This is a genomic window from Paenibacillus sp. 1781tsa1 (assembly GCF_024159265.1).
In the GTDB taxonomy this organism is placed as follows: domain Bacteria; phylum Bacillota; class Bacilli; order Paenibacillales; family Paenibacillaceae; genus Paenibacillus.
Map to the genome: position 1 here is coordinate 5,472,331 of NZ_JAMYWY010000001.1, position 24,107 is coordinate 5,496,437.

19 protein-coding genes, 9 tRNA genes, 3 rRNA genes and 1 other annotated feature are annotated in these 24,107 nt (G+C 47.9%); all 31 genes read right to left on the bottom strand.

Annotation, left to right across the window (positions count from 1 at the left end; all coding sequences use genetic code 11):
* Window positions 1-71: 71 nt before the first annotated feature.
* The 31 genes from NKT06_RS24600 to mreC all read right to left on the bottom strand — a co-directional run bounded on the left by NKT06_RS24600 (window position 72) and on the right by mreC (window position 24,069).
* Window positions 72-145: transfer RNA gene (locus tag NKT06_RS24600), tRNA-Pro, on the bottom strand.
* A gap of 7 nt (window positions 146-152) precedes the next feature.
* A tRNA-Leu gene (locus NKT06_RS24605) sits at window positions 153-231 on the bottom strand.
* Between the two features lie 16 nt (window positions 232-247).
* Window positions 248-324, bottom strand: a tRNA-Arg gene (locus NKT06_RS24610).
* A 6-nt stretch (window positions 325-330) separates the two neighbouring features.
* Window positions 331-405: transfer RNA gene (locus tag NKT06_RS24615), tRNA-Gly, on the bottom strand.
* Between the two features lie 23 nt (window positions 406-428).
* Window positions 429-506: transfer RNA gene (locus NKT06_RS24620), tRNA-Asp, on the bottom strand.
* A 27-nt stretch (window positions 507-533) separates the two neighbouring features.
* Window positions 534-607, bottom strand: a tRNA-Met gene (locus NKT06_RS24625).
* 17 nt (window positions 608-624) lie between these two features.
* Window positions 625-700 (bottom strand) — tRNA-Val (locus NKT06_RS24630).
* 123 nt (window positions 701-823) lie between these two features.
* Window positions 824-895, bottom strand: a tRNA-Glu gene (locus NKT06_RS24635).
* A 4-nt stretch (window positions 896-899) separates the two neighbouring features.
* Window positions 900-975, bottom strand: a tRNA-Asn gene (locus tag NKT06_RS24640).
* Window positions 976-1,059: 84 nt separating this feature from the next.
* Window positions 1,060-1,176: ribosomal RNA gene (gene rrf / locus NKT06_RS24645) — 5S ribosomal RNA — on the bottom strand.
* A gap of 139 nt (window positions 1,177-1,315) precedes the next feature.
* A 23S ribosomal RNA gene (locus tag NKT06_RS24650) occupies window positions 1,316-4,241 on the bottom strand.
* Between the two features lie 327 nt (window positions 4,242-4,568).
* Window positions 4,569-6,120: ribosomal RNA gene (locus NKT06_RS24655) — 16S ribosomal RNA — on the bottom strand.
* Together the 16S, 23S and 5S rRNA genes with 9 tRNA genes alongside form the textbook arrangement of a ribosomal RNA operon.
* A 542-nt stretch (window positions 6,121-6,662) precedes the next feature.
* Window positions 6,663-8,291: a LysM peptidoglycan-binding domain-containing protein gene (locus tag NKT06_RS24660; protein WP_253440267.1), complete on the bottom strand. Its 1,629-nt coding sequence runs from the start codon at window positions 8,289-8,291 to the stop codon at window positions 6,663-6,665.
* Window positions 8,292-8,487: 196 nt separating this feature from the next.
* A complete protein-coding gene (ilvE, locus tag NKT06_RS24665) occupies window positions 8,488-9,372 on the bottom strand; it encodes a branched-chain-amino-acid transaminase (RefSeq protein ID WP_017692630.1) in 885 nt (294 codons plus the stop codon).
* A gap of 150 nt (window positions 9,373-9,522) precedes the next feature.
* Entirely contained in the window at window positions 9,523-10,395 is an 873-nt protein-coding gene (gene pheA, locus NKT06_RS24670) for a prephenate dehydratase (protein ID WP_253440270.1), read from the bottom strand.
* Entirely contained in the window at window positions 10,392-11,360 is a 969-nt protein-coding gene (thrB, locus tag NKT06_RS24675; RefSeq protein ID WP_253440273.1) for a homoserine kinase, read from the bottom strand. The genes pheA and thrB overlap by 4 nt, the downstream gene beginning before the upstream one ends.
* On the bottom strand, window positions 11,357-12,427 hold the full coding sequence (gene thrC, locus NKT06_RS24680) for a threonine synthase (protein WP_036605915.1): 1,071 nt from the start codon (window positions 12,425-12,427) through the stop codon (window positions 11,357-11,359). The genes thrB and thrC overlap by 4 nt, the downstream gene beginning before the upstream one ends.
* Before the next feature lie 113 nt (window positions 12,428-12,540).
* Window positions 12,541-13,827 (bottom strand): homoserine dehydrogenase, encoded by a 1,287-nt coding sequence (locus tag NKT06_RS24685; RefSeq protein ID WP_253440275.1) that lies wholly within the window; start codon window positions 13,825-13,827, stop codon window positions 12,541-12,543.
* A 58-nt stretch (window positions 13,828-13,885) separates the two neighbouring features.
* Window positions 13,886-14,323 carry an ACT domain-containing protein gene (locus tag NKT06_RS24690; RefSeq protein WP_017692625.1) on the bottom strand — a complete coding sequence of 146 codons (438 nt, stop codon included), beginning with the start codon at window positions 14,321-14,323 and terminating at the stop codon, window positions 13,886-13,888.
* 229 nt (window positions 14,324-14,552) lie between these two features.
* Window positions 14,553-15,863 carry a GTPase ObgE gene (obgE, locus tag NKT06_RS24695; protein ID WP_253440280.1) on the bottom strand — a complete coding sequence of 437 codons (1,311 nt, stop codon included), beginning with the start codon at window positions 15,861-15,863 and terminating at the stop codon, window positions 14,553-14,555.
* 17 nt (window positions 15,864-15,880) lie between these two features.
* Entirely contained in the window at window positions 15,881-16,678 is a 798-nt protein-coding gene (locus NKT06_RS24700) for a Spo0B domain-containing protein (RefSeq protein WP_253440282.1), read from the bottom strand.
* A 90-nt stretch (window positions 16,679-16,768) separates the two neighbouring features.
* The gene (gene rpmA, locus NKT06_RS24705; protein WP_017692622.1) at window positions 16,769-17,080 is read right to left on the bottom strand and encodes a 50S ribosomal protein L27; all 312 of its coding nucleotides are present in this window, start codon (window positions 17,078-17,080) and stop codon (window positions 16,769-16,771) included.
* A gap of 23 nt (window positions 17,081-17,103) precedes the next feature.
* Window positions 17,104-17,433, bottom strand: a complete 330-nt coding sequence (locus NKT06_RS24710) for a ribosomal-processing cysteine protease Prp (protein ID WP_253440285.1) — start codon at window positions 17,431-17,433, stop codon at window positions 17,104-17,106.
* Window positions 17,434-17,447: 14 nt separating this feature from the next.
* A complete protein-coding gene (rplU, locus tag NKT06_RS24715; protein WP_017692620.1) occupies window positions 17,448-17,759 on the bottom strand; it encodes a 50S ribosomal protein L21 in 312 nt (103 codons plus the stop codon).
* Window positions 17,760-17,773: 14 nt separating this feature from the next.
* Window positions 17,774-17,858: a sequence feature (ribosomal protein L21 leader region), on the bottom strand.
* A gap of 56 nt (window positions 17,859-17,914) precedes the next feature.
* Complete coding sequence (locus NKT06_RS24720) at window positions 17,915-19,165, bottom strand: Rne/Rng family ribonuclease (protein WP_253440287.1); 1,251 nt, start codon at window positions 19,163-19,165, stop codon at window positions 17,915-17,917.
* Window positions 19,166-19,272: 107 nt separating this feature from the next.
* Window positions 19,273-20,133 (bottom strand): M50 family metallopeptidase, encoded by an 861-nt coding sequence (locus tag NKT06_RS24725; protein WP_253440289.1) that lies wholly within the window; start codon window positions 20,131-20,133, stop codon window positions 19,273-19,275.
* Window positions 20,126-20,980, bottom strand: a complete 855-nt coding sequence (locus tag NKT06_RS24730; RefSeq protein WP_253440290.1) for a M23 family metallopeptidase — start codon at window positions 20,978-20,980, stop codon at window positions 20,126-20,128. Before NKT06_RS24730 ends, NKT06_RS24725 begins: the two co-directional genes overlap by 8 nt.
* 148 nt (window positions 20,981-21,128) lie before the next feature.
* Window positions 21,129-21,923 carry a septum site-determining protein MinD gene (gene minD / locus NKT06_RS24735; RefSeq protein WP_024633965.1) on the bottom strand — a complete coding sequence of 265 codons (795 nt, stop codon included), beginning with the start codon at window positions 21,921-21,923 and terminating at the stop codon, window positions 21,129-21,131.
* Window positions 21,924-21,926: 3 nt separating this feature from the next.
* Window positions 21,927-22,589 (bottom strand): septum site-determining protein MinC, encoded by a 663-nt coding sequence (gene minC, locus NKT06_RS24740; protein WP_017692615.1) that lies wholly within the window; start codon window positions 22,587-22,589, stop codon window positions 21,927-21,929.
* A 74-nt stretch (window positions 22,590-22,663) separates the two neighbouring features.
* Window positions 22,664-23,197, bottom strand: a complete 534-nt coding sequence (gene mreD, locus NKT06_RS24745) for a rod shape-determining protein MreD (protein WP_036605906.1) — start codon at window positions 23,195-23,197, stop codon at window positions 22,664-22,666.
* Window positions 23,197-24,069: a rod shape-determining protein MreC gene (mreC, locus tag NKT06_RS24750; protein ID WP_124117730.1), complete on the bottom strand. Its 873-nt coding sequence runs from the start codon at window positions 24,067-24,069 to the stop codon at window positions 23,197-23,199. Before mreC ends, mreD begins: the two co-directional genes overlap by 1 nt.
* Between the last annotated feature and the right edge of the window lie 38 nt (window positions 24,070-24,107).

Consider the following 24,107-nt stretch of genomic DNA (forward strand, 5'->3'; position numbering starts at 1 on the left):
ACGTCTATGAAGCTGGTAATGATAAATATAAAAAAAAGTACTATCTAATTAAAGATAGTACTTTTTCGAGATCGGGATGACACGATTTGAACATGCGACCCCCTGGTCCCAAACCAGGTGCTCTACCAAGCTGAGCTACATCCCGTTATATATACCGGCGAGAGGACTCGAACCTCCACGGTTTCCCACTCGATTTTGAGTCGAGCGCGTCTGCCATTCCGCCACGCCGGCAAATTTGAAGTTATAATGGCGCGCCCTGAGAGATTCGAACTCCCGGCCTTTTGATTCGTAGTCAAACGCTCTATCCAGCTGAGCTAAGGGCGCAAATATTGGAGCGGAAGACGGGAATCGAACCCGCGACCCTCGCCTTGGCAAGGCGATGCTCTACCGCTGAGCCACTTCCGCATACGGTATTAATAGATATAAAATGGCGGAACCGACGGGATTCGAACCCGCGATCTCCTGCGTGACAGGCAGGCATGTTAGGCCAACTACACCACGGTTCCAGATCACTTTCTCAAAGGAAAGTATAATTGCGGGGGCAGGATTTGAACCTGCGGCCTTCGGGTTATGAGCCCGACGAGCTACCGGGCTGCTCCACCCCGCGTCGTTATAAAATTACTATGGTGGAGGCTGAGGGGATCGAACCCCCGACCCTCTGCTTGTAAGGCAGATGCTCTCCCAGCTGAGCTAAGCCTCCTTCTATATGACCCGTAGGGGATACTCTCACTTCGTTCGAGACTGCGAAGCTTTTTCTAACGAAGTACATCCTCCGACGAACCTTTGGGATTCTCATCCCTTGTTGAAGCAATAGGTATTGCTATGACCCGTAGGGGATTCGAACCCCTGTTACCTCCGTGAAAGGGAGGTGTCTTAACCCCTTGACCAACGGGCCTTAATGGCTCCCCGAACAGGGCTCGAACCTGTGACAACTCGATTAACAGTCGAGTGCTCTACCAACTGAGCTATCAGGGAATAATATGCATTTGCAAGGCAAATGCAATTCATCTTACAACGTCCACATGCAGAGCTTGTTTTCTATGTATGATGAAAGAGTTCGCTTGGCGGCGTCCTACTCTCCCAGGACCCTGCGGTCCAAGTACCATCGGCGCTAGAGGGCTTAACGGTCGTGTTCGGGATGGGTACGTGTGGAACCCCTCCGCCATCGCCACCAAACGAGCATTTGTGTAACAAATGCATTCGCGTTCCATTCGGTCCTACACGGCTGTGTGGATGAATGGTTCAGCGCATATTCAGAGTTGTTGTTCTCTGAAAACTAGATTCGAAACGAAAGTTGCGAACTATCACTTGCAAATTGGATAAGCCCTCGACCGATTAGTACTGGTCAGCTCCATGCATTGCTGCACTTCCACCCCCAGCCTATCTACCTCGTCGTCTTCAAGGGGTCTTACATACTGGGAAATCTCATCTTGAGGGGGGCTTCACGCTTAGATGCTTTCAGCGTTTATCCCGTCCGTACATAGCTACCCAGCGGTGCTCCTGGCGGAACAACTGGTACACCAGCGGTACGTCCATCCCGGTCCTCTCGTACTAAGGACAGCTCCTCTCAAATTTCCTACGCCCACGACAGATAGGGACCGAACTGTCTCACGACGTTCTGAACCCAGCTCGCGTACCGCTTTAATGGGCGAACAGCCCAACCCTTGGGACCTACTTCAGCCCCAGGATGCGATGAGCCGACATCGAGGTGCCAAACCTCCCCGTCGATGTGGACTCTTGGGGGAGATAAGCCTGTTATCCCCAGGGTAGCTTTTATCCGTTGAGCGATGGCCCTTCCATGCGGTACCACCGGATCACTAAGCCCGACTTTCGTCCCTGCTCGACTTGTAGGTCTCGCAGTCAAGCTCCCTTATGCCTTTGCACTCTTCGAATGATTTCCAACCATTCTGAGGGAACCTTTGGGCGCCTCCGTTACTCTTTAGGAGGCGACCGCCCCAGTCAAACTGCCCACCTGACACTGTCCCCGCACCGGATTACGGTACCAGGTTAGAACCTAGATACGATCAGGGTGGTATCCCAACGTTGCCTCCACAGAAGCTTGCGCTCCTGCTTCAAAGGCTCCCACCTATCCTGTACAGATCGTACCCAAATTCAATATCAAGCTGCAGTAAAGCTCCATGGGGTCTTTCCGTCTTGTCGCGGGTAACCTGCATCTTCACAGGTATTAAAATTTCACCGGATCTCTCGTTGAGACAGCGCCCAAGTCGTTACGCCATTCGTGCGGGTCAGAATTTACCTGACAAGGAATTTCGCTACCTTAGGACCGTTATAGTTACGGCCGCCGTTTACTGGGGCTTCGGTTCACAGCTTCGGATTGCTCCTAACCACTCCCCTTAACCTTCCAGCACCGGGCAGGCGTCAGCCCGTATACTTCGCCTTACGGCTTCGCACAGACCTGTGTTTTTGCTAAACAGTCGCTTGGGCCTTTTCACTGCGGCCCCCTCGTGCTATTCACACTACCGGGGCACCCCTTCTCCCGAAGTTACGGGGTCATTTTGCCGAGTTCCTTAACGAGAGTTCTTCCGCGCGCCTTAGAATACTCTTCTCGCCTACCTGTGTCGGTTTGCGGTACGGGCACCTTCACCTGGCTAGAGGCTTTTCTTGGCAGTGTGAGATCATGACCTTCGCTACTACAATTTTCGCTCCCCATCACAGCTCAGCCTTACAATGTGCGGATTTGCCTACACATCAGCCTCACTGCTTAGACGGACATCCATCAGTCCGCGTCACTACCCTACTGCGTCCCCCCATTGCTCATAACGGCTTACGGTGGTACAGGAATTTCGACCTGTTGTCCTTCGACTACGCCTTTCGGCCTCGCCTTAGGTCCCGACTTACCCTGAGCGGACGAGCCTTCCTCAGGAACCCTTAGGCTTTCGGCGGATCAGATTCTCACTGATCTTTTCGTTACTCATACCGGCATTCTCACTTGTATAATGTCCAGCGCTCCTTACGGTACACCTTCAACCCTTATACAACGCTCCCCTACCCCTGATGCAAAGCATCAAGCCATAGCTTCGGTGGTGTGTTTAGCCCCGTTACATTTTCGGCGCAGAGTCACTCGACCAGTGAGCTATTACGCACTCTTTCAATGGTGGCTGCTTCTAAGCCAACATCCTGGTTGTCTGTGCAACTCCACATCCTTTCCCACTTAACACACACTTGGGGACCTTAGCTGATGGTCTGGGCTGTTTCCCTTTTGACAATGGATCTTAGCACTCACTGTCTGACTCCCGGAAGTAAGTCTATGGCATTCGGAGTTTGACTGAGCTTGGTAACCCTTGCGGGCCCCGCACCCAATCAGTGCTCTACCTCCACGACTCTGTTTTCCGAGGCTAGCCCTAAAGCTATTTCGGGGAGAACCAGCTATCTCCGAGTTCGATTGGAATTTCTCCGCTACCCCCACCTCATCCCCGCACTTTTCAACGTGCGTGGGTTCGGGCCTCCAGTGCGTGTTACCGCACCTTCACCCTGGACAGGGGTAGATCACCCGGTTTCGGGTCTACGTCCACGTACTACATCGCCCTATTCAGACTCGCTTTCGCTGCGGCTCCGGCTCTTCACCTTAACCTTGCACGGGAACGTAACTCGCCGGTTCATTCTACAAAAGGCACGCCATCACCCCTAAAACGGGCTCTGACTTTTTGTAAGCACACGGTTTCAGGTTCTATTTCACTCCCCTTCCGGGGTGCTTTTCACCTTTCCCTCACGGTACTGCTTCACTATCGGTCGCTAGGAAGTATTTAGCCTTGGCAGATGGTCCTGCCGGATTCATACGGGGTTTCACGTGCCCCGCACTACTCGGGATCCGTCTCGGAGGGAACAGACTTTCAACTACAGGGCTTTTACCTTCTTTGGCGGGCCTTTCCAGACCTCTTCGCTTAACCGGTTCCTTTGTAACTCCATGTGAGACGTCCCACAACCCCAAAGAGCAAGCTCTCTGGTTTGGGCTTCTCCGCGTTCGCTCGCCGCTACTGACGGAATCACTATTGTTTTCTCTTCCTCAGGGTACTTAGATGTTTCAGTTCCCCTGGTATGCCTCTACATAACCTATGTATTCAGTTATGAGTAACTGGAAATTACCCCAGCTGGGTTTCCCCATTCGGACACCCCCGGATCAAAGCTTGCTTACAGCTCCCCGAGGCAGTTTCGTTGTTCGCCACGTCCTTCATCGGCTCCTAGCGCCTAGGCATCCTCCGTGTGCTCTTAGTAGCTTAACCTCGTGCTCCGGTATTGGCTGCTCGCTTCCCTTGTTTTGCTTGCGCAAAGCCAAAAGTCGCTCCCACCCAAAACCATCGTACGTGCAATCTACCGTTTTTATTGAAACTTGTTATACACAAGTTCAGCTAAAAAGGAATGTTCTAATTCGCATTTACTTTCGTTTCGATATCTAGTTTTCAAAGAACAAGCTCCATGCAAAAGCAAGCTGTTTGAGAGTTTGAGCTCTCAAAACTGAGCAACGAGTGAGTAACTAGCCGACCTGGCTAGTTTGTGCAGATCTAGTCTGCTATTTGAATGTTTCCGTTGCAGGAAACGATTCTCCATAGAAAGGAGGTGATCCAGCCGCACCTTCCGATACGGCTACCTTGTTACGACTTCACCCCAATCATCTATCCCACCTTCGGCGGCTGGCTCCTTGCGGTTACCCCACCGACTTCGGGTGTTATAAACTCTCGTGGTGTGACGGGCGGTGTGTACAAGACCCGGGAACGTATTCACCGCGGCATGCTGATCCGCGATTACTAGCAATTCCGACTTCATGCAGGCGAGTTGCAGCCTGCAATCCGAACTGAGACCGGCTTTTTAGGATTCGTTCCACCTCGCGGCTTCACAGCCCGTTGTACCGGCCATTGTAGTACGTGTGTAGCCCAGGTCATAAGGGGCATGATGATTTGACGTCATCCCCACCTTCCTCCGGTTTGTCACCGGCAGTCACCTTAGAGTGCCCACCCGAAGTGCTGGCAACTAAGATCAAGGGTTGCGCTCGTTGCGGGACTTAACCCAACATCTCACGACACGAGCTGACGACAACCATGCACCACCTGTCTCCTCTGTCCCGAAGGAAAGGTACATCTCTGTACCGGTCAGAGGGATGTCAAGACCTGGTAAGGTTCTTCGCGTTGCTTCGAATTAAACCACATACTCCACTGCTTGTGCGGGTCCCCGTCAATTCCTTTGAGTTTCAGTCTTGCGACCGTACTCCCCAGGCGGAGTGCTTAATGTGTTAACTTCGGCACCAAGGGTATCGAAACCCCTAACACCTAGCACTCATCGTTTACGGCGTGGACTACCAGGGTATCTAATCCTGTTTGCTCCCCACGCTTTCGCGCCTCAGCGTCAGTTACAGCCCAGAGAGTCGCCTTCGCCACTGGTGTTCCTCCACATATCTACGCATTTCACCGCTACACGTGGAATTCCACTCTCCTCTTCTGCACTCAAGTCACCCAGTTTCCAGTGCGATCCGGGGTTGAGCCCCGGGATTAAACACCAGACTTAAATGACCGCCTGCGCGCGCTTTACGCCCAATAATTCCGGACAACGCTTGCCCCCTACGTATTACCGCGGCTGCTGGCACGTAGTTAGCCGGGGCTTTCTTCTCAGGTACCGTCACCTTGAGAGCAGTTACTCTCCCAAGCGTTCTTCCCTGGCAACAGAGCTTTACGATCCGAAAACCTTCATCACTCACGCGGCATTGCTCCGTCAGGCTTTCGCCCATTGCGGAAGATTCCCTACTGCTGCCTCCCGTAGGAGTCTGGGCCGTGTCTCAGTCCCAGTGTGGCCGATCACCCTCTCAGGTCGGCTACGCATCGTCGCCTTGGTGAGCCGTTACCCCACCAACTAGCTAATGCGCCGCAGGCCCATCCCCAAGTGACAGATTGCTCCGTCTTTCCAGTTTCCTTCAGGCGAAGAAAACAATTATTCGGTATTAGCTACCGTTTCCGGTAGTTGTCCCAAACTTGAGGGCAGGTTGCCTACGTGTTACTCACCCGTCCGCCGCTAAGTATCAAGAAAGCAAGCTTCCTATCAACTCCGCTCGACTTGCATGTATTAGGCATGCCGCCAGCGTTCGTCCTGAGCCAGGATCAAACTCTCCAATAAAGTATTGAAAAGAGCGATAAGCTCATTTTGAATCTGACGAGATTAAAATCTCATTTGTGCTCCAGTCGATCCAAGCCAAGGCTTGTTTCAAACTTTCGCGTTCATCCTGCAAGCAGAATGTTTTACTCACTCGTTGTTCAGTTTTCAAAGATCAAACTTGTTTCGTTATTACTTGTGTTTCCCGTGTCAACCGTGTGTTTCAGCGGCGACTTAAATAATATATCATACGGCTGAATCTAATGCAACAGTTTTTTTCATTTCTTTTCTTTTAGTAGTTTTGCATTAGCTAAAGCTATATATCCGTTCCCTAGCTTGTCCTATTATAATAAGAGGCTCATAGGGTACAAATAGTTTAACACATTTATGAAAGGGTTTACAATAACTTCTCTATAAAATGCTTTCCATTTCCCTGAAAATTCTATCTCCGTTATGCGAAACTCATTGTTCACTCAGAGTTAGTGAGAAGCCAGCTCTCTATTACAGAGCTGGCTTCCCGCTAATATTACAGTCACCTTACTTTTTCATCAATCGCAGTCCTCTGGTTAGTTTTGTATCCATGGATTGCGGCGCTTTTTATTTGATTTCCGTTGGTTGGAAGTAGTTACACCCTCTCTGGATGTTTTCCCTGACACGGATACCTTGGATTTGTTCTTCAGAGGAGCCTTGCTTGTTCTGCGTTTTCCGGCTGCAGCCTTATTCCCGGTTTGCTTGGATTTCGCCTCCGAATCGGTTCCAACTTCTTCAATGGCTACCTGACTTAAGTTAGCGTCTTCACGCCCCCCCTTTTTGCCACCCGTGCCTAGCCCTTGAGGGGGATACATTTCACCAAATGCTCCAAGCGGGGATGGCGGAACCATGTTCTGTGTAGGATACGGATTCTGATATACATACTCGATAGGCTGGTTTGGCATCGTTGATGTAGACATTTCAGGTGGCATACCATACGAAGGACCGTACATGTTCATGTTCCAAGCCGGATCCTGATAACCATGAGAAGGATAAGTATAATGAGGGACATGTGTATGTGAGCCACATCCGCATGGAGGATACGGAAGCATCGAGTATGGAGATATGAAAGGTGGCTGATGATTCATATGACTTGGTGCTGCATACGTTGGAAATGGACTATTCACTTCACCAGCTGGTGCAATCGGAAATGAGTTGTTTTGCATTTCTGGAGACAGATTTGGCATAACGTTATTGTGGTTATAGCTCTGCTCCGCACCAGTCCACGGGCTGTTAGTCATTTCACTGCCACTGTAAGGACTAACTTCTGAAATCCCTGGAAACGGCGCATTGTTACTCACTTCTGCCGTGTACATGTTTTGCTGAATACCATACACCTCTTGTGCAGGAACCGGAATTTGAACATAAGGATGTTCCGCTGGCGCATGATGCAACTTGTTACCACAACCACAAGGCTTTTTCGTTGCTGGTGCAACCTCAGTTGGAGACTTTGTATTAGGCATTACAGGCAAAGGCATAATTTCAGGCGAAAGATTAGGCATTGTGTATTTCTTGGATTCCGCTACAGGTTTAACTTGAACTTCGGGTTTAACCTCTTCTTTTTTTGGCGTTTCCTTTTCGGGTTTCACTTCAGGAAGCTCTGGCAACTGCGGCAGTACCTCCAGTTCAGGCTTCACATTCGGCTTTTCTGGCTTAGCTGGTGGTGGAGCAGGTACTGGAACTGGAACCTCTGATACCGGAGCAGGAGGAGTTGGTGCAACTGGAGCAGGTTGTTCCGGTTCTTTGACTCCCGTGTATTCCTTACCTTCAGGTGACAATTTTTCATTTGCAGCAATGTTGCTGGCACCTGAATTAGACATCGTGTTTCCTTGTGCATGCATCGAGGGAATGTAGACCGTTTCCCCCACCAGAAGAGCATTCGGATTTTTCAACTGTGGATTGGCATTGATCATATCTTTTAAAGGAACTCCCCAGGCTTGTGCCAACTTCCATAACGAATCTCCTTGCTGAACCTTGTGACTGTGGAGCACACCCTCCGGCTTCGGTGTTACTGGCTCTGCAGGGATTTTGACCTTCATGCCAATATCCAGCTTGTCGGGATTTGTGATTTGCGGATTAGCCGCAATCAATTTGTCCAGCGCAACATTGTATTTTTGGGACAGCAGATATAATGTGTCGCCTTTTTTCACCATGTGTATTTTCACAGGGAACTAACCTCCTAGACGTCATACTTGGGCAGTACATTCGCCCATACCGTTACTACATCCTATGCAGAAACCGGGCTAATGACATCAACTAAACAAAAAAAATCCTCCTGTCTCTAAAATCCCCATACACCAGGTATGCTGAATTTTATCGAACTAGGAGAATTTCCTGTTTCCTACGCTATGCAATTCTAACTTAAGATTCCCACACTTTATAACCATCTTTGTCAACAATCTGACGGAATGCTTCCAGCAGTCTCAGCGTTACCGGACCTGCTACACCCGTACCAATTGTTCTTCCATCCACTTCATATGCAGCGATAACTTCTGCAGCTGTCCCGGTGAAAAAGACTTCGTCTGCGATATACACATCATGCAGGGTGAATGGCACTTCTTTTAATTCAAGCTCCAGTTCGCCACATAGATCGATAATGGCTTGACGTGTAATTCCTTCAAGTGCTCCGAGATAACAAGGCGGCGTGTACACTACACCATTTTTAATGATGAAGATGTTATCACTTGAACCCTCAGTAACGTAACCTTGGGAATTCAACATAATCGCTTCTCCAGCACCTGAATAATTAGACTGGATTTTAACCAGGATGTTATTCAGATAGTTCAATGATTTAATTTTCGGATTCAAGGCGTCCGGGATGTTCCGGCGTTGGGATACGGACACTGCTTTCAACCCGGTAAGGTACGCTTCCTCTGGATAAATCGCTAATTGCTCCACGATGATAATTACGGATGCCTTGGGGCAACGAAGCGGGTCCAACCCCAGGTTACCAGGGCCACGCGATACAATAAGACGAATATAACCATTACGCATATCATTGCGGCGCACCGTTTCAGCCATCACTTCCAGCATCTCATCAATGGACAACGGGATGTTCAAACTGATGGACTTTGCCGAATCATACAAACGATCCAAGTGGGCTTTACATCTGAAAATATTTCCGTTATAGATCCGAATACCTTCAAAAATCCCGTCTCCATACAAAAATCCATGATCATATACCGAAACGGTTGCGTTCTCTTTGGTCACATATTGACCATCCAAATAGATCCATTGTTCTGCCACCGATGACTGCACCTCCATAAAATATCCAATTCCCTATACTCCGAAACGTTATTAACCCGTCCATTGTACACCAAATGACAAGCCCTTACTTGTTCATTATACCCAGAATTATGACAACCTTCTAACATTCACAACCATCATACAGGTCGATTACCTCGAAGGATATGTATAACAAGGATAGCTACCAAGAACACGCACCTGACAATTCAATGCCTCAATCTCAGCCATGGCTGCAGTAAGCAACACCGAATCGACCGTTTCCACAACATCAATGTAGAAATAATAACTGCCCAATCGTTTCTTCGTTGGACGAGATTCGAGACGAGTCAGATTCAGCTTCCGCCAGGCAAATGCCGACAATACCTGATGCAACGCTCCCGGTGCATCTTCTGGCAATGTCACGAGCAAGCTGGTTTTCACATGATCCGGTTCACGAGGAATGTCCACCGGTTCATGGCCGATGAGCACAAAACGGGTATAGTTGTTGTCATGGTCTGTAACGCGTTCAGCCATAATATCCAGACCATGCTTCTGAGCAGCAAGCTTGGTACCGATGGCTACCCAGCCCTTACCCGGATTTTTCTTCACAATTTCTACAGCTTCGGCTGTACTGTTCACACCTTCAAGGTCCGCCCCAGGTGAATGCAGCCGAATAAAATTCTGACACTGCGGAATAGCCACAGGATGAGACATGATCTTGGTAATTTTACTAAAATCATACTCGCCGCTCTCCGTCTTAAATTCCGAGCCATGTCCAATGACATTCTGGATGGATGGGTATACCCACTCCGCTTGCATTGGAATGTCGACTTCATTCACAAGCCAGTCCATATGCAGACTAACGGAACCCTCAATTGTATTTTCAATTGGAATGACACTGTATTGTGCAGTCCCGCTTTCCGTTGCTCGAAAAACATCCGAAATCAGCTTGGAGTGAAGCAAATCTAACGGTTCACTGTTAAAAAGGAAATCAATCGCTTCATGGGAAACTGAGCCTTCAGGTAATACTGCAATTCTTTTCATGCATTAACTTCCCCTTTGATTCTGTCCAGAAAAGGACGTTCGTCTTGATCAGGCAGCACGGTTACACCGTCCAAATCCGGATCGAGCCACAGTGCAGAAGCAGATATGCCCTCCCGCTCCATGGTGTTCAGCAAATATTGTTCCAATTCCGCTTTGCGGGTGTCATGACGATCTACCAAGGTTAATACGGTTGGTCCGGCTCCGCTTAGGGCAGCTCCCAACGCTCCATGATCGACAGCATGTTCCAATATCTCAGCCATGCCTGGCACCAATGATGCCCGGTACGGTTGGTGAATTCGATCTGACATAGCCTTCTGAATCATATCCAGTCGCCCACTCGCCAAAGCGGCAACGAGCAGCGAGGATCTGCTAATGTTATGCACCACATCAGACATGCCAAATTGCTCTGGAATCACATTCCTCGCTTTTGAAGTAGACAGCTGGAATTCAGGTACAATAACCAAAGCCTGCAAATCCTGGTGTGGCTCAATACGAATATGATCTACCCGCACACCATCCCATGCAGCCGTAATAATACCGCCATATAGAGATGCACCCACATTATCAGGATGCTTCTCGAGGGATGTGGCCATATCCAGAAGTTTCGCATCCGATAAAGGAGTACCAATTAATGCATTCGCTGCCGCCAATGCACCAACGATGGCTGATGCACTACTCCCAAGTCCACGCGTAAGTGGAATATCGGAATACATGGAAATCTCCAATTCAGGCACGGACACCCCAGCTTCATCGAATACCATCTGTGCGACTTCGTAAATCAAATTTGATTTATCCGTAGGCAGGCCTGTCAAATGATCGCCGTGAAGATGAAATGTGGTCTGCTCGGCAGGTTTCATCTCCAACCAGGCATACAAAGACAATGCCATGCCCAGGGTATCAAACCCCGGACCGAGATTGGCTGTGCTTGCAGGTATTTTTACAGTTACCTTTTCACGCAAACTCATACAGATTGCTGCTCCAATTGTGCAATGGCCGCCATTACTGCTTCTTCCGTATCTTCAACAACAAGTGGTTCAGTCGCTACTGTTTTGATCGCAATATTTGGATCTTTCAGACCATTACCTGTCAGTACACAAACTACAGTCTCTCCGCCTTTAAAGTACCCTTCACTCTTCAGTTTGTATACACCGGCAAGGGAAGCCGCAGAAGCAGGTTCAGCAAAAATCCCTTCCCGAGATGCAAGCGTACGATACGCTGTCAGGATCTGTTCATCCGTTACATAGTTAATCTGTCCACCAGATTCCTCAGCTGCAGCAACAGCCGTTTTCCAGCTCGCCGGATTACCGATTCGGATCGCTGTTGCTACTGTTTCAGGCTCAAGAATCGGTTCACCTTTGACAATAGCCATTGCACCTTCGGCTTCGAAACCAACCATGCGTGGGAGCGTGTTGGATTTACCAGCCTCTTTATATTCTTTGAACCCTTTCCAATACGCCGAGATATTCCCCGCATTACCGACTGGAATAGCCAGAACATCGGGCGCTTCGCCCAGTTGTTCAATCACTTCAAACGCTGCTGTCTTCTGTCCTTCAATCCGGAACGGATTCACAGAGTTTACAAGCGTGATCGGATGTTTGGCTGTGATCTCACGCACAATCTCCAGTGCACGGTCAAAGTTACCATTGATCGCAATCACTTTGGCACCATAGATCATGGCTTGGGCCAGTTTACCCAGTGCAATGTTGTTATTCGGGATCAACACGATACAATTAAGGCCACCACGTGCGGCGTAGGCCGCTGCAGCTGCTGACGTATTACCTGTAGATGCACACATGATCGTACGGCTACCCTCTTCCATCGCTTTGGCAACAGCCATAACCATACCGCGGTCTTTGAAAGATCCCGTAGGGTTCAAACCTTCATACTTGAAGTATACATTTAAGCCGAGCTCCTCAGAGAGATTCTCTGCATGAATCAACGGTGTATTTCCTTCCTGAAGCGTAAGCAAGGGTGTATTTTCATTAACTGGAAGGTGCTCTCTGTACGTTTGTAAAAGTCCTTGATATCTCATTGTGGGTAAACTCCTTTATGTTTTAATAATCTGAAATGATGACCTGATGATACGGATATAATTAAATTTTACTATAACTGAAATAATAAAGATGCAATATGGGACACGGACATTTATCCTTCGACCCGGTAGACACTCTTAATGCGGCGAATGACGCTGAGCGATTCAAAATGTTTTAACACCTTATCCATGCTTGCCTTACTTGCATTATGTGTAACGATAATGATCTCGGCATCCGGGTTGTGCTCATTCGGCTGTTGAACAACCGACGCCAGACTGACATCATACTCTGCGAAAATTTGTGTGATTTGTGCTAATACACCGGCTTTATCGTCTACGTGTAGTAAAATAAAGTTTTTCGACACGATCTGCTCGTCGCTTTGCAGTCGCTTCGTCTTATAAGGCACAATGGCTTTGAGACCGTTCACGCCAAGTTTGAGGTTTTTGGTAACCGCGACAATGTCAGCTACAACAGAAGTTGCCGTTGGCAGTTCTCCCGCCCCCGCACCGTAGAACATGGTCTCCCCTACAGCTTCACCGTGTACATATACTGCGTTGAACACACCGTTGACTGAAGCAATGGGGTGATTCTGTCTAACCATTGTCGGCTGTACGCTAATCGTGATCTCATCGTCAATCCGATCCGCAATACCAAGTAACTTCATCTCATAGCCCAGTCTTCTGGCATACGTTATGTCTTCACGGGTAACGGAGGATATCCCTTTAACCGTTACATCCTTCAACTCCACATTGGTGCGGAAACCCAGCGTGCTCAAGATCGCCATTTTGCGAGCTGCATCAAGTCCTTCCACATCGGAGGTTGGATCCGATTCAGCGTATCCTAGCGCCTGTGCCTCGGCCAGCACTTCTTCATAGGATGCACCTTCCTGACTCATTTTGGTCAGAATAAAGTTCGTTGTTCCGTTCACAATCCCCATAATGCGAGTAATCCGGTCGGAAGAGAAACCCTCAATCAGCGTACGAATGATTGGAATCCCTCCCGCAACACTCGCCTCATAGAACACATCACATTGTTTTTCCTGCGCCTTCGCCAAAATCTCTGTACCATGCAGTGCCATGAGATCTTTGTTCGCTGTTACGATATGCTTCCCACGTTCCAACGCTTCAAGAATATACTCCTTCGTCTGATCAATGCCGCCCATGACTTCAACGATGACATCAATATCCGGATGACGAATGACTTCCCAAGGATCTTCAGTGAGCTTGGCACGGTCTACAGCAATAACACGTTCTTTCTCTGTATTTTTCACTGCGATCTTCTCAATGACAATCGGTGATCCAACCTGACTGCTCAGATCCTCCTGATTCCCTTCCACAATGCGAACGACTCCCGTTCCGACAGTCCCCAGACCCAACAATCCGACTTTTACTGGTTTCACTAACGATCTACCCCCTAATGTCTACTCTTGTCTGTCAGTCCTGTATGTTAAAGCCTAATTAGCCTTGGCCTACAATACGCGTGCGTCTTACTCCAGGCATATCTTGCATTCGATCCAGCATTTCACCAATTTCGCCATGAAGATGTGTCGTTTCCACTGAAATGACAACATTGGCTCTTCCCTGAAGCGGTATACTCTGATTAATCGTGAGCACGTTGGCTCCATAACCAGCTACATGTCCAAGCACACGAGACAAGATCCCTGACTGATGCTCCAGATCAATAGAGATCGTAACAATTCTCTCCCGCTCAAGCTGGTTGATCAGATGAATTCCATCCTTGTACTTGTAAAAGGCACTCCGGCTTAATCCGACCTGTTCAACCGCCTCATGCACTGTTTTAACATCACCAGAAGCCAGTAGTTCTTTTACCTGCATGGTCTTCACCACAGCCTCTGGTAAAATATCTTCCCGTACTAAGTAATAGCGTTCGTTCACAGAACGTCCTCTCCTCAAAGACTCATGTATTCATATAGTGGACATTATATAGGATCTATGACAAAAGGGCAATACATGACATGCCTATTTTTTGAAATACGTTCCTCACAGTATACAAGGTTATGCCTCTCCCATGTCAGGAAAAAACAAAAAAAACGCAGAGCTGCGGGTCAACTTCCCACTTCTCTGCGTCTGTATATCAATCTGTCTCTCCACGGAAGACAGCTACTTAGTAGTAACTGCTGCCTTCCACAAATTCGAATTCAAAGTCTCCAATACGCACGATGGTGCCTTCTACAGCTCCACGCTTACGCAACTCTGCGTCCACACCCATATAACGCATTGTACGTGCGAGTTTCAATATAGCTTCATGCGAGTTCAATTGCATCCGTTTCATCATGCGATCAATCTTGGCACTTTCGACAACGAACATTTCATTCTCACGCACAATGCGGAAACCATCGTCCTCTTTTTTGTCCAAGCTGTACACTTTACGTTCGGATACATCTGCTACCTCTTCAACCACTGGCTCGTCCGGAATCTGATCCAGCAGATCAGCAGCACGATACAAGAGCTCTTGAATCCCTTTACGAGTCAGAGATGAAATAGGCATTACTTCAATATCCGGTTGCACCTCACGAACTTGCTGCAAAAATTGCTCCAGGTTAGCTTCGGAGTCCGGCATATCCATTTTATTAGCTGCTACAACCTGCGGTCTCTCAGCCAAAAGCGGATTGTACAGTTTCAGTTCATCATTAATTTTCTGCCAGTCTTCAAATGGATCGCGTCCTTCTGAACCCGACATGTCCACCACATGAATAATAATACGGGTACGCTCGACATGACGTAAAAACTCATGTCCCAGTCCGATTCCTTCATGTGCGCCTTCAATCAGACCAGGCAAATCGGCCATAACGAAGCTTCGGCCTTCTCCTACACCAACTACACCCAGGTTCGGTGTAATGGTTGTGAAATGGTATGCACCGATCTTTGGCTTGGCTGACGAAACGACAGAAAGCAATGTGGATTTTCCGACACTCGGGAAACCAACCAGACCAACATCTGCCATCACTTTTAACTCTAATACGATGTAACGCTCCTGGCCTTCTTCACCATTCTCGGCAAGTTCAGGCGCAGGATTGTTCGGTGTGGCAAATCGGATGTTACCCCGACCACCCCGACCACCACGAGCAATAACAACCTGTTGACCGTGACGTGTCATATCCGCCAGCACTTCTCCGCTGTCTTCATCCAGAATGACAGTTCCTGGTGGAATGCGCACAATCATGTTCTCAGCGTTTGCACCATGCTGACTTTTATTACGTCCCTTCTCACCACGTGGGGCCTTGAAGTGACGCTGGTAACGGAAATCCATCAACGTCCGCAAACCTTCATCCACGCGGAAAATGATGTCAGCTCCTCTGCCTCCATCGCCCCCGGCAGGTCCGCCGTTTGGTACATACTTCTCACGACGGAACGAAATAATTCCGTCGCCTCCGTCTCCGGCTTTTACATAAATCTTCGCTTTATCTACAAACATTGGTTAACCCCTTCTTCCTATATTCCACACGGCATTCTGAATTGTATAAACGTATCCTCAGACGGAAACTGCTCCGTTCTGACTTTTTTTCCTTTGAGTACGGCAGTAAGCTGCCGCAGTGTTTCCGGATCGGGTGTTTGATCCCCATCCAGTCGGACAACCACATCTCCATGATCCTGTCCGAAGTTCAAGGTCAGTTTGCGAACCTCTCCCCAAGAAGACCGGCCGCCGCCATATTGATAGGCCCTGATTGCATCCGCAATCGCCCCGGTAAGTGACTCGCCATCCTCGGGAGAGACCAGAGCACTAAGCTGCAACTCATCTTCTATTTCCACATGCAAGTCCAGCGCAATTCCACTGGCGCGAAAAGACTGTAGATAAAATACGAGGGAAGGAATACCTAATCTGGAGATTCGGCTTTCTTCTGTAACCCGCTCTTTTATTCTTTCCACACATTGCAAGGATTTATCAAGTTTGCCCAGCCGAAGATATCCATATAACACCTGAAGGTCGTTCATCCAGTCGTGTCGATGATGATTTAATGAAGCAATTGCTGTCTTTTCCATGGATTGTATGATGGTTCTGCGTTCCGCCTCCGCCTGTTTCTTCATCGCATTCACAGAAATGAACAATACTGCGACGGACCACAATGCGCATACGACGCTTGAAATCATCGCCGGATACAACATAACGAAAACCAAAGGAATCAGAAGTGAACATGCCGCAATCCACGGCACTCTTTTCCAAGATTTCATGGCTTCTCCCCGTTCTACAAAACTCGGTTGGTCTACACCCACCGTATCCAAGTATAACATGTCTTTTCTGCCAGTTCATTACCGAATAACCGTTGAATACAAAAAACCTTCGGCAAAAATGCCGAAGGCTCCTTAGGCGGAATGCCGATATTACGCTTCTACTGCTGCTGCTACAGGAGCAACATTAACAGGATAGATGCTTACTTTTTTGCGATCGCGTCCCCAACGTTCGAATTTTACAACGCCGTCGATTTTCGCGAACAAAGTGTCATCTTTACCGATGCCAACGTTAGTTCCTGGGTGAATTTTCGTTCCGCGTTGGCGAACGAGAATGCTACCACCAGTTACAGTTTGACCATCAGCACGTTTAACACCCAGACGTTGAGCATTACTGTCACGTCCGTTCTTCGTGGAACCTACACCTTTTTTCGATGCGAATAACTGAAGATTTAATTTCAACATGATTGGTTGTCCTCCTTCTTTGCTTATTTGAATTGCTGTATTTTAATATACTTCCCGTATGACTCTGCAATATTAGAGAGCATAACCACCATGGATTCGAGTAACAATTGCACCTGGGACCAGGTTTCCCCTCTCTCTAACAAAGGTAAAGAACCGCTTAAAAAGCCATTCTTCATCTTGGCATCCATTTCGACACCGGTCAATGCTTCAATCGAGTTCACCGTACCCACTGTAACAGCGGATACCCCGGCACATACGATGTCTTCTCCCCGCTTGGCAAAATTAGCATGCCCTTCGATGGAAAAGCGTTCGATGTTCCCGTCCTCATCACGAAAGATTTGAACGATAATCACTTATCGCACCTTCTTTACGCTTTGATTGTTTCGATAGTTACTTTAGTGTACGGTTGACGGTGACCTTGCTTCACATGGTAGTTCTTTTTAGGTTTGTATTTGTATACGATAACCTTTTGTCCTTTGCCATGTTTCTCCACTTTAGCCGTTACAGTAGCTCCAGAAATCAATGGTGTACCTGCTGTCAAACCTTGATCGTTAGATACAGCCAGGACACGGTCGAACGTTACGCTTTCGCCATCGTTCGCAGTCAATTTCTCGATGAACAGAACATCGCCCTCTTGGACTTTGTACTGTTTGCCGCCTGTTTCAATAATTGCGTACATTTGCCTTGCACCTCCTCATGTCTCAGACTCGCCCGTTCTCAGGTGACAGTCTCCTTGCGGAACTGTTCTTATACCCGGCCAGTGCGGTTACAGCATGTGCAAGACCAATAGGCTAAACACATACTTGAAGATTATATCACGCAATATATCAAAAATCAATGCAAAGGTGAAATATATCTTTTTCCCGTTCCATGACAGGCAGAACACGGCTCCACATAGGGCAAGGTACTTTCTTCCCGCACTTTCTTACGGGTAAGTTCGAGCAGACCCAGTTTGGTCCACCCCATTACAAATGCTTTGGTCCGATCCTTTTTGAGTTCACCCTCCAAGGTTGACGCGACTTCATGCCGATTCGAGGCTTCCTCCATATCAATGAAGTCGACAATAATCATGCCACCGATATCCCGCAGGCGCATCAGACGGGCAATCTCCACTGCTGCCTGCATGTTGGTCTCCGTGACGGTCTCTTCCAAACTGTCACCGCCAGCTCCTGTATACTTGCCTGTGTTCACATCGACTACAGTCAGAGCTTCAGTATGGTCAATGACAATATATCCGCCTCCGGGCAGCCAGACTTTACGGGCAAAATCCTTGTTCAACTGTTCCTGCACACCATAGGCAGCAAAGATGGATTCTGTTCCACGATACACCTGTACTTTGGGTTGATGACCAGGACTAATCTCTTCCAGCAATGCCTTTACCTCACGGGCTTGTCCTTCACTATCCGTGATGACCTCGTCACTCCCTGGCGTATACACATCTCTGATGATTCGCTGTACCATGCTATGATCCCGATGCAAGAGACTTGGCGAAGGCAAGCTGTCCGCTTTTTCACGAATCAGGTACCACTGCGCGCGTAATGTTTCCAAGTCCGACTTGATGGCTTCATGCTGTTCTTCTCCAGATACGGTTCGAATAATAAGTCCTTCTTCATCCCGCCTCAGTTGCTCCCCAAGTGCCTTAAGACGAGAACGATCCCCTTCACGGGCAATCTTCTTGGATACCGCTACATAGTCGGCAACAGGCATGTAGACAAGCCAGCGGCCCGGAAGTGAATAATGAGTCGTCACCCGGGCTCCCTTGCCTCCTACCGGTTCTTTCAGAACCTGAACAATGACTTCCTGACCTGGACGAAGCAACTCCGAGATGGAAGGCTTCACCTTAGGTTGCTTCTCCAGATGGGGATGTAACACATCATCCACATACAGAAACGCATTCTTTTTCTGACCGATATCTACAAAAGCAGCTTGCATACCCGGTAACACATTAACTACCCGTCCCTTGAAAAAGGAACCCAACAGTCCACGCTCGCGTGTACGCTCTGCCGTAAATTCCACAGCTTTGCCTTCTTCCAGAAGCGCCATTTGCATGAGGTTTTGTTCATTATGTACGATCATTTGTTTCATGGCTTCACCTCTAGAAGACAATTCAATTCATCCACATCCATTTCAGCTCTCTTTATAATTCTCATTGTACATGTATTAACCCATTTCAGAACAGGTCCACCAGAACGCTACAATTTATCGTCATTTTGTTGAAAATAGGAACCGATAATGCGCTGTTCAGGCAATACAGCCATAATTCGTCCCTGTCTGTTCATCACGTATACCATATGGTATCTTTCTCTCTTTAATAGACGCAAAATAGTGTCCAAAGGTTTCGCCGGAAATGAGATTATTGGCTGCGCCAAACTGCCAGTAGCCGCATGACGAGTGAACACACCCTCTCGATTCATAAGAAAACGAATAAAGCGATAAGGCACATTTCGGTAATCCGTTAAGTTGGAATAGAACAAAAAAAGGCCGATTAACAGAATGTTGAGCGGTAGGCCGTAGTCTCCAGTAAACCATCGGCTGATCGCATAGAAAACAACCCCTACGCTACACAGAATGCTAATTCTGTAAGTCCACATTAATGTTGTATAGTAAGGTGCCCACAGACTAACAAGCGCCTGAACAATTTTACCTCCGTCCAGAGGAAGTACAGGCAACAGATTAAAGAGAGCGATGAGCAGGTTCCCCTGAATGATATAATTGAGAAAAACCGGATCGCCCAGATGGCCATACTGCAACAGCATAACCACACCAACCATCAGCATGTTTTGTAATGGACCTGCCAGAGCAATCATGATTTCCCGGTAGGCCGTGATTGTACCTCCATCTTCAATCACCGCTACTCCTCCAAAAGGAAGCATCTGGATCGACAAGACACGATAGCCCAGAAGGGCCGCCGCCGCAGCATGTCCACATTCATGAATGAATACGATGGCAAACAGCGTAATAAGTTCAATGAAATGTCCAGTCAGGAGGGAGGCCATCATGATAATTACAAAAAACGGATGAAACGTAATGCGGACTCCCCATACCCTAATCAAGGGCAACAACTTCCGCTGGGTCTACGTACTCCTCACCCTCTTTGACCGCAAAATAGAGCGTAGCCGGTTGTTCACCACCCGTAGCCTTGAGACTGCCCACTGGATTCCCCGCTTCCACCCAATCATTCACGTTCACTTCACTTTCGTTCAGCCGACCGTATATTGCCGTGACATTGCCTGTATGTTGGATCACAACTGTGAATCCACTTGCTGCATCTCCGATAACCTCCATGACACGTCCAGCATCCGAACTTGCGACCTGTACAAGTTCTGCACCTGCGGCATCCGGAACGATCTCAATTCCCTTCATGCTCAGCGCAAATGGCTGAACCACTGTTCCTGAGATTGGTTTACCGAGTAGCTGTCGAATCCCTGAACCATTGACAGCATCCGTCGTATGTCCAAGAACAGGCAGAAACGAAGGCGTTCCTCCAAAATGTTGTTCATACCATGCTGCTGCAGAGGCAAAATCCATATCTCGATGGAGTGCATCGGCAATGACTGTTTTGGGAGATGTCGTCCACGATGTATCTAATTGAAACAGACCCCATACTCCGCCAAATATCAAAGCACTAATGACCGTTCGTTTTAAAAGTGACTTGAATAGATTGAATCTCGAATGCCCCCCTGGAACGAAATGACCATTCTCTTTTTTCCACAACCATTCTGGGTCTCTTTCTTGTATCCCTTCACTAGACGTAAACGGTTTCCGGTGCATGATCTCATTCTTGTCCTTGTCCAACAGTGAACCTACTTTTTGCTCCTGTAAGACCTCCACAGTGGCACCATCCATCAGTCGCCGAATGCGTTCTTCTCGTCTCTGCTTGATTCTGAGTTTCGTGTTCATGGAATATCCTCCCGCCGAGGCTTGTTTACTACATCCTATGAAGAGGTGGATGATAATATGAACAAGCCTGTCAGCAGATAACAAAAAAAGCCGGGCTATGCGCCACGGCTGTCATGTATTTAGGTTATGAATAAGTTCGTTTAACGAGTTAACCCATTCCGAAGAACTTTTTGAAGCGAGAAAAAGCACCTTTTTTCTGCTCCAACTGCATTAATGGGACCGTATCTCCCAGAATGCGTCGTGCGATATTCCGATAGGCAATCGCCGCAAGTGAATCCGGATTCATGACCGTAGGTTCTCCTGAATTGGCAGCTTTGATGACCAGTTCATCATCAGGCACGATGCCAATCAGGTCAATATTAAGTACTTGTAAAATACCATCGATATCTAACATGTCACCCGATTTGACCATATTATTGCGAATTCGATTCACCACCAGCTTCGGTGATTGAATGTGTGAACTCTCCAGCAGGCCGATGACGCGATCCGCATCACGTACTGCAGCATTTTCCGGTGTAGTGACCACGATGGCCTGATCTGCTCCTGCTACCGCATTTTTGAAACCCTGCTCTATACCGGCTGGGCAATCAATAATGACGTACTCAAAATCTTTTTTCAATTCAAGAATAATATCCTTCACCTGTTCTGGTGACACCGAGTTTTTGTCTCTCGTCTGCGCCGCAGGCAACATGTATAATTCTTCGAAACGCTTGTCTTTGACCAAAGCCTGATTCAGACGGCAGCGGCCGTCTGCAACGTCGCACAGATCGTAAATAATACGGTTTTCGAGTCCCATCACGACATCCAAATTACGAAGGCCGATATCGGTATCTACCAGACAAACCTTTTTGCCGAGCAGCGCCAGCGCTGTCCCGATGTTTGCCGAGGTGGTTGTTTTACCCACGCCGCCTTTACCCGAAGTGATCACGATCGCCTCTCCCATGAGCTACACTCCTTTAAACACATTAAAATCTCGGCGTAACCGAACGATATTGCTCATTTTGTCTATCTGCATCTGATTGTCCTGTAAGTAAGCAAATTCCATTCCGGTCTCTCGGCTCTCCCATTCATCGGGAGGACGACTGATGATATCCGCAATCCGTAGCTGTGTCGGTGCAAATACCGAAGCAGCAATGATTGCTTCCTCGTCCCCGCCAATTCCGGCATGAGCCATACCTCTGAGTGAACCCAACACATATATATCTCCGGTACACGTCACTGTGCCCCCCGGATTGATATCCCCAAGAAACAGGAGATTTCCTTCATGATGAAGCACCTGACCTGAACGCACCATACCACACATGGTTACAATCGGCGGCGGTCCTTTAACCTCCGGTTGGAGTGCAGGTGAGTCGATGGATCGAATAAGCAGATTCCCTTTTTGTTTTAATATATCGAGGATTGCTTCTTTCTGGTCCTCTGTCACTTCGCGGGCACCCAACTTGATATCCACATGAACAATCGGTCCGGTCAAAATATTTTGATGGCTGTGTTCCAGCTTATAGCGGAGCTCATAGAGCAATTCCTCGAATTCACATTGATCGTCCAACAGGAAAACCAGGCCGTCTCGGATGCCTTTAATCGTTACGTGATTCGATTTTACCGTCATAAGCCTGTCCCTCCCATCTCATTACATTTCGTGCCCGGGGCCCCAAGTTCCTGCTTTGCGCTCCATAAATGTATTTAGGAAGCTTCTTCTGTCTTGCTCCGTCTCTTGCCGATCCGCTCCAGTTGTTTCCGAAGCGGGACATATATGATCAAGGCAAACACAAAATGAATGAACAAATTAGGAATCATGTATTCAATCAACGCCCAGTCAAAGGTCACGTGGTTAAGTTGGAAGAGCTTGTACAGGAAGAATAGCATGGTGTCATTCAGCAGACTTCCCAAAATGACAACCGATACCATAACCGGCAGTGGTGCACGCGGTGCTTGAAAAATGAGTCCCATCATGTATGCCGATAATCCCATCGAAAATCCATAAGGTCCAATCATCTCGCCGTAGAATACAACGTCATGCAATAGTCCAAAAAATATACCGAGCACTAGTGCCGTGTGTCGATGATGATATACAGCGATAAACAAAATGACGATATAGACCAGATTGGCAGAAATACGCATCTGCCAGCCAGAAGGAATGAGCAGCGGCAAAATCGTGCCTTCCGCAATGAACAAAACGAATAACAACAGGAACAAGACTTGCTTGCGCGTCACCATTATTCTTTTACCTCAGGCGGGATAATGACAATCAGCTCTTTCCAATCAAGGAAACTTGCATATGGCTCAATTGTAGCTGTTTTTGTTAAACCATACTCACTTTTCTCGACACTCTTCACTTTCCCAATCCTCATGTACTTCGGAAAATTGTTAATAATTCCGGAGGAGATGATCTCATCATCCTTTTGGATATTAGAATCTTCTGAGATTTTGGTCATCTTGAGCATGCCCGTCTTCGGATCATAACTCTCAATCATACCAAATACTTTCTCCTTACCTACTGCCGTTGCTGCAATGGCATTGGATGTTGGATCATTGGCGTCCATGGACGTTAACAGATTAACTGTTGATGTATAGGAGCTGACATGACTAATCACGCCGACTAGCCCTTCCTGCGAGGTTACGGCCATACCCGGCTTAATTCCCGCATTTTCACCGATATCAATGTTAATGGTTCTGCTATTCGGATCTGAATTGGCACTGATAACCTGAGCAATTCGTGAACCGTAATTATACCGATTCTTCTGTTCTTCGGTGAAATTGAGCGCTTTCTGAAGCTGCTCATTCACTTGCTCCATATCATTGTACTTCAGCCGATCCCGGGTATAGTGACCCATCGCGATGCGAAGCTCTTCATTCTCATCATATACCGTACGCATGTTCGCTACATCTTTGAAAAAGCCCGCTACATAAGAAGCGGGCTTGTAAAATACGTATTGTACAAATCCAACTGAATCCTTCAGGAATTTCTCCGGCCAGGATAGAGTGGTTCGCGGACTGAGCGTAAAGCCCATTAACGCGATAAATGTAACAAGGCCCACCAGCAAAACAAAAAGTCTTTTGTTGCCTAGCAGTTTAAACAGTTCGAACACCCTCTAACATCCATATTCTCTTCCGAGCCATGCCCGGC